This is a genomic window from Photorhabdus heterorhabditis (assembly GCF_001280945.1).
GTDB classification, from domain to species: Bacteria; Pseudomonadota; Gammaproteobacteria; order Enterobacterales; family Enterobacteriaceae; genus Photorhabdus; species Photorhabdus heterorhabditis.
In genome coordinates, this window is record NZ_LJCS01000028.1 from 42,282 (window position 1) to 54,690 (window position 12,409).

A 12,409-nucleotide genomic window follows, 5' to 3' on the forward strand; every position below is an offset into this window, starting at 1 on the left:
GGAAGATAATGAAACTTAAGCTATTGTATCTGTCGGCCCTAATCAGCCTGAACAGCAGTATAGTTTATGCAAACTGTCAACCCAGTGTCGCAATCACTGCACCAGCAATCAATATCGATATGACAGATCATCTCTACTTGAACAGTAATGCAAGCTGGCAACTAAATACCCGGTATTCCGACTATTTTAAATGCACCTCAAATGCATTATGGAAGCAAAACTCTGTTGCTAACGGTTCACCGTTTACCAAAAATAAGGTTGTTCTCGGATTCAATGGAGGCAAAAATTATGTAGAAGTGACTATCACTAATCTTTCTCCCAGTAGTAATATTTATCTGGGAAACAGTAACACGACATACCCTGCCAGCAAATTGCAAGCCCAATTTACACTTAATGTTAAGCTATTAAACGGTAGACCTGGTGGTAGTAATATTCACGTTTTTTCCGGTAACACTGCAACATTAAAGACAGCTGTAATAGCCATGGACACCACCAATATAGGACTTTTTGACGCCATTCTCCGTTTTGCTACCGATTTCCTGACTTTTATTCTCACCTGGGTATGGCCCACTCATTCTGAAGATATCTATTACCAACCCGTTACCATGATTTTTAATCGTCAAGATACGACTTGTCACTTCTCAAATGCGGGACTAACAGTGAATCTACCAAAGGTTAACCGCGCTACGCTTCTTAGCGGAACAAATAAAGGAGAAACACCTTTTACACTCAACTTTGAATGCAATTTTCTTCTTAATGGTAAAACTTCACGTTCAGTTAAAGCCTATCTCAGCAGTAATAATCTGCTACCAAACGATAACCGAACTTTAATCGATAACAAAGCAGGCGCCGCTAAAGGCGTTGGCATCCGAGTCTCTCAACCGGGTAGTTCAACACCTATCACTTTCAGTACCTCGCAAACATCTTCCCAAGGTGCAACACCGTTATTCAGCAAAAATACCGACAATGCCATGGACAAACGCTTTGCCATTGATCTTAATGCTTACTATTACGTTTATGATCCTAAAAACATTATGTCAGGGGAACTAAAAGCAACCTCTGTTCTGAACTTTGAATACAATTAACCAAAATCAAGAAGCAAAGGAAATGCCCCTTCTTTTTGTTATCCGAACCCCGATTTATGTATCAATAAGTAATAATATGTAACAAAGTGTTTCCGAATAAAAATTCATTTACATTTGCAACCTACCCTGATTCTATGTAAAGCAATGATAATCCTAGCATTCAACAATCTCGAACACTGACTTAATTTCCTAATAAAATAGTACAATTCATAAAATACATAAAAACAACATATTTAAACTTATCAATAAGATTAAAAAAACAATATCAAAACCATATTCAATCATATTATTTAAATATAAACAAGGTCATAAAAAATACATTCAAATACATTTTACACAATATAAAAAAGCAATTAATACAATATAAACCATAATAGAATAAACAATTCAAACAGACATATCACCAAGAAAACAAATAATTAAAAATCAATTACATACAAAAAATACAAATTAAAATCAAATAAAAAAACAATATAAAGTTAGATAAAAATATATTTAAACATAACATATCAATATAAATAAAATTAACCAACCCACTACATATCCAATATAAATTGAATTAAAAAAGCATTATTAATACAAATCCAAAAATATGCATATTTATATTTTAAAAGAATAAATATATTGGAAAATATTTACTTTAACATATATCTTTTTATTATATTTTCACAACATAATAAAAAGTAGATAATTTTAACACTTTGTTACTTATTTTAACTTAACATTTATAATCATATCGAATACCCTGCACCGCACCAATGACCATAGATATATACCCAATAGATTTCAAGATGGATCGCGACGGCCAGGGAGCGAATCTCCGGGAGCATAGATAACTATGTCATAGAGAACTATGTCATAGATAACTATATCATAGAGAACTCTGTGACCGGGGTGAGTGAGTGCAGCCAACCAAGAGGCAACTTGAAAGATAACAGGTATATTACAAAATCAGCTCAAGCCTGACAGACAAAACTCAATATCTAACTCACAGAGAAAAAACACCTATCGGTGACGGGTTACCTGTTTATGAAAATGATACTTATTATTATAGCGGCAATATTAATATCCGTTAGTTTATTACTCGGGGCAGTATTCTTACAATTAGCAATATTATAGATAAATGGGATCAAACCAAATCCAATAACTTTAGATATTCGCTCAACCGGTTTATCGATCTTTTCCTGCCCGGTAAAAACATTTCAGGAGTGAATTAAACAAAAAAAAACATTATTATTTATTATATATAAACCAAACTGGACAATATTATTTCATATAGAAATCATACACAACCAACTATAACTTAATAGAAAATAGAATACATCCGTAGTATATCAACTTAAATTTCAGTAGAAATTCTTATGGATTATTAATAACTCTGGTCATACTGGATTTATTTTGCTAGCATTAGCTCGTTTTTTATTCAGAGCAAACGAGGAAAAGCAATGCCCTCTCGAACGATGAGGACAACCGCCATCTTCGCTTTCTTTATTTCACTGTTGTTTTCCGCTTTTAGTCAAGCATCAACTAGTACCGCTAAAAGCATAGAGTATTCTCACAATGGCATACCAAGTAGTTTGCCAGATTTACGAAAATACCCTTCGGGCACCCCACGTAAGAAAGCGTTTTTAAATGTTGTTGTCCCTGTGATTGATCAACACAATCAACAAATTATGCAGGAAAGGAAATGGCTACTGAAACATCAGGATGCCAAACATTGGTCCTCTCAGGATATCAAGCACCTGCAACAGATTTGTAAAAACTACAACATGAGCTGTAGCAGCTCACCTAAAAAAGTTAACTGGAACAAGCTACTGAACCGTGTTGACATCATTCCAACCCATTTTGTTGCTACTCAGGCTGCAACAGAATCTGGTTGGGGAACTTCTAAGCTTGCACAGCAGAATAACAACCTGTTCGGTATGCGTTGCGGTAACGGCTGTAAGAGAACTCAGGGTAAGATAAAAGGTTATTTCTCCTATCCGACTATAAATGATTCTGTCAAAGCCTATATGCGGAACATGAATACCCATAATGCTTATGAATCATTACGGGTTTCACGCGCTAAACAGAGGAGCCTTCAAAAATCACTGAACACCAGCAAGTTGATTGATAATCTTGAAGGATATTCACAATTAGGCTCTACTTACAACAGTTACCTGCATAAGGTGTTTAACAGCAACAAAGGGCTTATCACTCAAGCACAAAAGTTAGCTAAAAACGAGTACGACTAAAATTCTCGTCAGTATGAGTTCGAATATATACCCTAATGGATTTCAATTTGCAGCGCGGCGGCAAGTGAACGCATCCCCAGGCGCATAGGTAACGATGTGACTGGGGTAAGTGATAAATGAAAGCAGCCAACAAAGCAGCAACTTGAAAGATAACGGGTATATAGCTCTCTAACTACCAATATCATCTGTTGCATAGAAATATGGAATGGATGATTTTCTTACATCCACCAGCTTGTCTTACTCATTGATAGAATGTTTAGGTTGAATATTATAATATCATTCAAGATTGTCTTAATTGCGACGAAATGATTAACCAGAGTTTAATATGAATTTCTTTTCTTTTGAGTTTCTCGGGTCCTTTGTTGCCTTCTTTCTCTTGTATTGGATGTTACAAAAAAGTGCAAAAGTACAAAACTATTTGCTGATAATCGCAGGTTATCTGTTTATCTTTTCTTTTAATCCACTTTTCGCCGGTATCTTATTTGGTTATACATTATTCATTTATCTTTTAGCAAACATAGCCAGTAAATTTCTATCCAATCGCATCACGTTTACTATCCTAACGATAGGTATTCTGGGATGTTTTACTGTATTCAAATATTATTCTTTCTTTCAAGAAAGTCTCCAGCAAGCGTTTGCACAATTTGGCTTATCCATAGATTTACCTGTACTGACACTACTCGTACCTCTTGGTTTATCTTTCTATGCATTCCATTCTGTTAGCTATGTCGTTTCCGTTGGAAAAAATGAAATTCCACCGGCATCATTCCCTGATGTCGTTTTATACCTCTGCTTTTTCCCAAGTATTGTTGCCGGACCAATAAACCGAGCTAAAGATTTCCTGCCTCAAATTCAGATTCCATCAAGAACAATCATCGAACCATCAAGAGCCATATTACTGATTATATTAGCAATAACTAAACTATTCCTGTTTAGCTCTTATTTGTCTGAAAATTATGTAAATCCAATTTTTGATGATCCCATCGGCTACGATGCAGGGCAAATCCTGGTTGGTATTTATGCCTATGCCTGGCACATCTATTTTAATTTTTCCGGTTATACCAACTTAGTTACCGGATTAGCGTTGCTCCTCGGATTTAAAGTTCCTGAAAACTTCAATGCCCCTTATCTGGCTGAAAATTTACAAGCCTTCTGGCACCGTTGGCATATCAGTTTATCTGAATTTATCCGCGATTACGTCTATATTCCTTTTGGCGGTAATAAAAAAGGGTTTCTACGTAAAAACCTTAATTTATTTGCCGCCATGGTAATCTCCGGCTTATGGCATGGTGCCGGAATTAACTTCATTATTTGGGGAGCTATCCATGGATTAGGATTAGTCATCCTAAATATTAAATATCAATTATTTTCTCCAACAGATAAAAAAAATAAGAATATACCCAAGAACCCAATGACTTCATTTTTATCCAAAGTGATCACTTTCCACTTTGTTTGTCTGGCATGGGTTTTCTTCCGTTGTCCTACTCTGGATGATGCCCTAGCATTATTAAATCAATTAATATCATCAAATTTACTCCACTCAATCATAGCCAATGGCTGGTTGCTGATAATGTTCTGGGGGCTGTTTATTATTTACCCGCAACTCGTTAATCTGAAAACAGTAGTTGAGAAAATCCATGCCCATATTCCATGGATATACTACCCAATACCATTAGCTATCATTCTGACTTTGGTATTTATGCTTTCACCACAAGGAATGCCAGGATTTATCTATGCTAATTTCTGAGTTCAAATCCAATTTAAAAATAGCCGGGCAAGTCATTCTTATCATAGTATTAACCAGCCTACTGTTAATCTGGTTGAATCATCGTTCACTGGATAGATTCTGGCAACAGAAATACCACCAGCAAAGCCTTTGGGCAACGTTACAAGGTAATCCTCTGTGGGATTTTGGGGATAATCTGGAACAAGGGGTTCTGGCTGCGGGAGAAGCTTTCATATTACACACCAGCAATAACAGAGACAATCATCAGCAAGCTGCTCAGAAATCCAGTATTACACTCCCTAAAGATTTTCAGATAGGATTGCGGTTCTTAAATGGTTATATCTCTCCTGCTACAAATTCATCTGAGACTTTCCCTGCGTTATTACAAAAATCCCCTCATGCTAATTCTGTCATTTCGTCAGTGCCCCATGATCCAAAAGATAACCCATCCAGTACCGTTATCGCCAAAACCAATGTGACGCTAACAGCTAAGGATAAAGTACTTTTTGCCGGAGATTCAATGATGCAAGGTATTGCTCCTCATCTGAAACGTCGGCTCTTTCAGGATTACGGTATTTCAAGTATTAATCTCAGCAAGCAAAGTACTGGGCTTGCTTACCCCAGTTTCTTTAACTGGCCGGCAACTATCAATAAGACGCTGGAAGCCAACCACGATATCAAGTTGGTTGTTATCTTCCTGGGACCCAATGATCCTTGGGATATGCCACCACAATATGGACGTATTTACCTAAAATTTGCCAGCACTGATTGGGAAAACCTCTACCGCCAACGTATCAACACGATCCTCACTGAAGCACGTCACCATAACGCCGATGTCATCTGGGTTGGCCCTCCGAATATGCGGCAGAAAAAACTTTCTACCAGCATGGAATACCTGAGATCATTGTATCAATCAGAAGTAGCAAGAGCCGGAGAAATATACGTTTCTGTTAATGATATTTTTAAATATCATGCGGATGATTATTCTGATTATATTGGTGATAATAGTAATAAAATTAAACTCAGAAGCGGTGATGGTATACACTTTAGCTTGAAAGGTCAGCAAACTATTTCAGACAACATAATTTCATTGATTGAATTTATTCAGGAACCAGCCAAACAAAATGGAAATGCTTAAACAACTTCGCAAGCGATACCAGCCTGTTGGCATTGGTCTGATCATCATACTCTCTTTAAGCCTGATATCATGCCATAAGCGGAAACCTAAATCTTTACTAACACAACACCCAGTGATAACCAACCAACAGTTAACCGACTTTGGTGAGCCGAATCTAGCCTTACTTGCAGACAAACTTCGCAACAGCCACCATAATCAATTGCATTTTGTTCAGATGGGTGATTCCCACACTGCTGCGGATTTTTTCACTGGCAAGCTCCGTTCTCTGTTACAACAACGCTTTGGTGATGCCGGTATTGGTTTTGTCAGCCCAATAGATGTCCCCGGACAACGTAATGCAATACTTGGTATAACGGATGATAAACAGCAATGGGAACTGACCACCAGCCGCAAAGATAACCGGACCGATTTCCCTCTCGGAGGGACAATTGCCGAGCCTAATAGCGAAACCAGCAAACTAGTTTTAAAGCTATTTGCCCCAGCCTATACTCACTATCAACTCAAAGCGTTATATCAGGCATCTGGTGATTCTCAGATTCTGGTTCAGTCTGCAACCAAACAAACCCTTAAATTACCGTCAACTCACGGTCAATGGCAGTTTTCCCCTGAAAAAACCGTCAAGTTCCCAATTAATATCATGGCGATACAAGATAATCAGCTGAAATTAGGCGGCTGGTTTATCAAACGTAAACAATCAGGTGTTATATTATCCGCTTTAGGTATTAATGGTGCGACCATTAATATGATGGATAAATGGCAGCCACAATGGATTAATACCTTAGTTCAAATGCATCCTGATCTAATTATCCTCGCTTATGGTACAAATGCAGCTTTCAATGATTCGTTAGATTTATCGGGTTATCGCCAACAATTGACAACCAAGATAAAACAGATTCGTCACCAGTTACCACAAACAGCTATTCTTATCATCGGACCAAGTGACTCCTTAAAAAATAGCCAAGCAACAAGCTGCGCAACACAACAACCCGCCATGTTGAATAATGTTATCCATATTCAACAAGAAGTCGCTCAAGATCAGCACACACTATTCTGGAACTGGCGTGAATATATGGGTGGCGAGTGTTCAATTAAGCGCTGGGCGCAACAAAATCTTGCACGACCTGATTATGTTCACCTTTCAGCCGCTGGTTATGAGCGTAGTGCGAAAGCGTTATATAAACAATTAATGGATACTCTTGGGCAATAGGTAACGATAAAATCGCGTTTCAATAATACTAAACGTCAGTATTATATAATGCGGAAAAATTGAATATTTAGCCTTAGATTTATAACTGCAACATGCAAAAAATCGCTAAAAACCAATCCAATAAAGATAAATCATCATTTTATTGTATTTGATAGATTGAAAAATAAGTTCGTACCACCTGTAACACATAGCGTTAAAAAGAGTGTTTAAAATATGATTTTCTCAAAAAAGTACCCTAAAGGTTCCATAAGAAGATTCATTTCCGGTTGGAAAGAATGTAGTTTTGAACGTTATCAACAAGCGTATTCTCTTTATGGCGGGGGAATATCTACTCACCCAAATGTTGTACGTTTTCTAAATGAAAAATTTGGCAATAGTTTTATCTTTTACGTTAAAGAAAATCCACTGTCAGCAAACATTATCGAAGGAGCATACTTTACGTGCAAAGATCATCATCTGGCCGCAAGTCATCAGAAAGATTATAATTTTTTCAGTTATGACGAAATTATTTTCCCTATTGCTAAATACCTCAAGACCATAATTCCAGGTAAATCAAAAACCCTATCAGTCTTGCACAAAGAAAATTTTATCAATGCTCATTATGGTTGGTTAAATAAACGAACAATATGCCTTGCCAAAGAAGATTTTTCTTATAAAACAAGAAGAAATCGCAGTAATGAAATTAATAAGTTTAAGCGTTCAGGCGGGGAAATATGTCAAATTGACGATTTTACCTGCCAAGAATTCGTCGACATTTACACCACTCTGTACGAAAAACGGTGGGCTAAACAACATAATGAAAAAGAGAAAGAAAAATTAATTGAATTATACACTGAACTCAAGCAACACCTGTACGGAAGTGTATTAACTATCAATGGAACTCCCGTAGCCTATGATTTAGTTATAAAATCAGATAGCCCTCAATGGATTTCATTTGATGCAATAAATGGTGGATTCGATCCTGAATATTCCAATCTAAGTCTTGGAAGTATCGTAATGTGGCTGAATATTAGAAATGCCTCGGCTCTTTGTCAGCAGCAGCAAAAAACTATGCGCTATTCTATTGGTAGACCTTCTTTCGCCTATAAAGATCGCTGGTGCAATCGCCATCCATTAGCGAGAACACTATTCTAGTTTTATTAATCATCTACACAATTGGCTTATCGTCCGCCTTCATAGAAGGCGGCATTGTTCAACGCCATAAAAGAGTGCTTCAAATTTTGGCTATTTAAGATGACAGAGGAATTACATCACAGCAAAGAAAATCATCCCAACAACAGCGCCCGTTGTTCCAAGGATGGTTTCCATAATTGACCAAGTTTTCAGGGTCTGGGATTCTGTTGCGCCAGTAAATTTACCGAATAACCAAAAACCTGAATCATTAACATGGCTCAATACCAGAGAACCTCCTGCAATACAGATTGAAAGAGCCGCAAGCTGAGCGCCAGAATATCCCAACGTATCAACCACCGGCAGAACCAAACCAACCGTCGTCAAACAAGCCACAGTTGCAGATCCTTGAATAACACGAACCGTACTAGCAAGAATAAAACTCGCTAATGCAATTGGCAGGCCAGAACCAATCAATGCATTCCCCAGAGCAGGACCTACACCGGAATCCACCAATACTTGTTTGAAGACACCACCGGCCCCAGTAACTAATAAAATAATTCCAGCTGGTTGAATAGCCGAAGAACAAATATCCATCACTTTTTCTTTACTCATTCCCCGACGTATTGCCAGACCATAAATGGCAATCAAACAAGCAACCAGAATCGCAGAAAATGGATGGCCGATAAATTCAAGCCACTGGTGCAATTCAGAACCTTGTACCACAAAGCGCTCACCAATAGCCTTTGATCCAACCAAAGCCAAGGGAAACAAAACCAGCGATAAACTCAGACCAAAAGATGGCATTTTACCTTGACCAAGGCTTGGCTCACTTATATCAGCAGGTAAATTCAAGGTGACATATTTACTGATAAAACTACCAAAAATCGGGCCAGCTAGTAACATCCCGGGAATTGATGCACTGATACCAATCAGGATCATCCAGCCAAAATCGGCATTCATCTGTGAAGCTAACAACATCGGAACTGGGCCAGGTAACAGAAATGCCGCAGCAGCTGCAACACCCGCAAACAGAGGGACAATCAATTTCACTACATTACCGCCAGTACGGCGCGCTACTGCAAATGCCACACCAATCAGTAAAACAATAGCTACATCAAAAAATAGTGGCAAAGCACAAACCAAGCCAGCTATCCCCAATGAATAATGAGCACGCTTTTCACCAAAACTATTTAGTAATTTAACTGCAATCTGATCCAGAGCGCCTGTTTCGTGTAAAACCTTACCAAACATTGCACCCAGTGCGACAACAATTGCCAGAAAGCCTAGCGTCCCCCCCATTCCTTCTTGCATTGTTTCGGTCACTTTATCCAGCGGCATACCTGAAAAAACACCCGCCCCCATAGAAACCAGTATTAATGCCACAAAAGCATGTATTCTGGCCTTCATCACCAAAAACAGTAGTAAAAGGACAGAGCCAACCGCTGTCAGCACTAAAGTCAAAGTACCCATTATTTTTCCCCTGAAATGACGCTATTAATTATTTTTATTGAGTGATTAATCACTTCATCAAGAGACGATCTAATATCTATCAGATAAACATCCTTTTCATCACTGTCTGGTTCTTCTAATGCTTCAAACTGAGATATCAACATTTGAGGTTTAAAAAAATGATCTTTACGTGCTGTCAACCGGCTTTCAATTAAAGCAAAATCGCCTTTCATGTAAAGAAATGACAGATTCTTATTATTATCACGCAGCATATCCCGGTAATGCCTTTTTAGAGCAGAACAAACGATCAGAGAAACTAGATTTGTGCGTTGCATAGCAAAAACTGCATCATTCAATGACTTCAGCCAGGGCTTACGATCTTCGTCATTCAGTGCATAGCCTTCAGCCATCTTATTAATATTAGATCTTGGATGTAAAAAATCGCCATCCAAAAAGGCAGAGTCCAATTTATAGGCCACAGCATTAGCAACAGCAGATTTACCGCTGCCGGATACCCCCATAAGCACAAAAACATGATTCGGATGATGGGTATCACTCATATAAGCTCCTTAGCACAGATATTTTATCTGCGAATGTTACCGGTAACTGTTATCGGTAACATTATCGGAAGTAGCAGCAATATTCGCAACAACACAGAATCTTCAGGAAATAAAAATGTGATGTTTATCGCAAAGTAAGTTTAAAAATATAAAATCAATAGATCGATTAAATACTTTCTCCTGGTGATATTTCAAAACCAATATCGACCATTTTCTGCGGTAAATGTTCACCTTTCAGCCGTGACATCAATAATTCAGCAGCTTTCCGTCCCATTAAATCACGAGGTGTCAGTACACTCGCAAGTTTTGGTGTCATAACCTGACCAACATCGTGACCATGGAAACCCGCTATAGCAATATCGTCCGGTACAACTATTCCCTGACGTTGGCACTCAAAAATTGCCCCAATAGCAAGGTCATCGTTGGTACAGAATAGGCCATCCACATCAGGATATTTCGTTCGTGCTTCATTCAATAACTGTCCCCCCAATGTGTAAGAAGAGCTGTCTGGAGTCATCACCTTACCAGGCTTTAAACCTGCGCTTTTCATCGCAGCTTCATAACCTTCCAGGCGAATAATTGTCCTCTCATCCTGTCTTGCTCCAAGATAAATAACCTGCTGACAACCTCGCTCAATCATTGCCATTGTCATCTGCCGAGCCGCCTCAAAGTTATCAATACCGACTGCTGTATCAAAACAAGGGGAAACACAATCCATTAATTCAACAACAGGAATACCGGCCGTTTCCAACATCCTTAAGGTTCGCGGAGTATGAGCACGCTCCGCAAGAATCAAGCCATCAACATTGTAAGAAAGCAAAGAAATCAGACGCTCTTCTTCTTTCTCTGACAAGTAACCATAGTGAGCCAACATAGTCTGATATCCATTACGGTCTGTCACGTATTCAATACCACGGATAACCTCCGCAAAAACCTGGTTAGTCAACGAAGGCAACAAAATGCCAATAGCATGGCTGGTAGAATTAGAAAGGATATCTGGTACCCGATTCGGGATATAACCTAAATCATCCAAAGCATCAGCTATTTTCTTTCTCAATTGTTCAGAAACCTGATCCGGACTACGCAAAAAACGACTTACCGTCATTTTCGTCACACCAACACGATCAGCCACATCTTGTAAAATAGGACGTTTTTTCTTCATATTTTAAGACAATTTAAAATTAGTAGAATTTAAGATAATAAGCACAATGTTATGACATAGTTATACACTATCAGGATACACTTTTTTTGAATTTAGCAAAAAACGCGATGAATCCTATTCATCATTTATCGTGGATAGAAAAATAAGATGAAACGCCAAAAAGGTTTTAAAGATGAAAAAGTTTTGAATAAGAACCATAACCACGATAATAAAAACCTCATAGTTTTTAGTGATCCTAAAACAAAAATTCAAACTTATTATAGCCTACCAGCAATCCACTCAATAAAACGTATTAATACTCTTAAAGAAAGCCATAATGATAAGCTGAGTTTGGAATTTCACGATTCATTTTCTATAAACCGAAGGAAGCGATTTAAGTTATTTTTCATACTACCGCTATAGCGGATATAGCAGGTTTCGATTATTAACCTAATAGATAAGCTGTCTATTTCTTAATGGAATGTCTATCAGATGGCTAAGCTGTCTATCTGCTATATTCACGTCTACTATGATGTCTATACCAATAGTTACCTAGCGTGTACAAGGAGCCATAACAGGGACGATTTCGCAGACCGGGCAGTGGAGCACTATATGAGCCGCCAGGCGAACCGACATGTCATCGCGTCTCTGACGCCCAAACGCAAACACCCCCAGCTTACGCTGAGGGGGTTCACCGGATTTAAAGCCTGGCAGTGTCCTACTCTCGCATGGGGAGACCCCACACTACCATCGGCG

9 protein-coding genes are annotated in these 12,409 nt (G+C 38.3%); 6 read left to right on the top strand and 3 right to left on the bottom strand.

Annotation, left to right across the window (positions count from 1 at the left end; all coding sequences use genetic code 11):
* Positions 1-8 precede the first annotated feature (8 nt).
* The 6 genes from AM629_RS11330 (at position 9) to AM629_RS11355 (ending at position 8,524) form a co-directional block, all read left to right on the top strand.
* Entirely contained in the window at positions 9-1,085 is a 1,077-nt protein-coding gene (locus tag AM629_RS11330) for a fimbrial protein (RefSeq protein WP_054479010.1), read from the top strand.
* Positions 1,086-2,530: 1,445 nt separating this feature from the next.
* Complete coding sequence (locus tag AM629_RS11335; protein WP_054479011.1) at positions 2,531-3,319, top strand: protein bax; 789 nt, start codon at positions 2,531-2,533, stop codon at positions 3,317-3,319.
* A gap of 325 nt (positions 3,320-3,644) precedes the next feature.
* The gene (locus AM629_RS11340; protein WP_054479030.1) at positions 3,645-5,066 is read left to right on the top strand and encodes an MBOAT family O-acyltransferase; all 1,422 of its coding nucleotides are present in this window, start codon (positions 3,645-3,647) and stop codon (positions 5,064-5,066) included.
* Complete coding sequence (locus AM629_RS11345; protein WP_054479013.1) at positions 5,053-6,183, top strand: SGNH/GDSL hydrolase family protein; 1,131 nt, start codon at positions 5,053-5,055, stop codon at positions 6,181-6,183. Before AM629_RS11340 ends, AM629_RS11345 begins: the two co-directional genes overlap by 14 nt.
* The gene (locus AM629_RS11350; protein WP_054479015.1) at positions 6,170-7,390 is read left to right on the top strand and encodes an SGNH/GDSL hydrolase family protein; all 1,221 of its coding nucleotides are present in this window, start codon (positions 6,170-6,172) and stop codon (positions 7,388-7,390) included. Before AM629_RS11345 ends, AM629_RS11350 begins: the two co-directional genes overlap by 14 nt.
* Before the next feature lie 213 nt (positions 7,391-7,603).
* Entirely contained in the window at positions 7,604-8,524 is a 921-nt protein-coding gene (locus AM629_RS11355; protein WP_054479016.1) for a GNAT family N-acetyltransferase, read from the top strand.
* A gap of 111 nt (positions 8,525-8,635) precedes the next feature.
* Here the strand turns inward: AM629_RS11355 and gntU are convergent, their stop codons facing one another.
* From gntU to gntR, 3 genes are all read right to left on the bottom strand, one after another.
* Positions 8,636-9,973, bottom strand: coding sequence for a gluconate transporter (gntU, locus tag AM629_RS11360; protein WP_054479019.1), 1,338 nt, complete (start codon positions 9,971-9,973; stop codon positions 8,636-8,638).
* Positions 9,973-10,512: a gluconokinase gene (gntK, locus tag AM629_RS11365; RefSeq protein WP_054479021.1), complete on the bottom strand. Its 540-nt coding sequence runs from the start codon at positions 10,510-10,512 to the stop codon at positions 9,973-9,975. The genes gntU and gntK overlap by 1 nt, the downstream gene beginning before the upstream one ends.
* A 166-nt stretch (positions 10,513-10,678) precedes the next feature.
* A complete protein-coding gene (gene gntR / locus AM629_RS11370) occupies positions 10,679-11,674 on the bottom strand; it encodes a gluconate operon transcriptional repressor GntR (RefSeq protein WP_054479023.1) in 996 nt (331 codons plus the stop codon).
* Positions 11,675-12,409 lie beyond the last annotated feature (735 nt).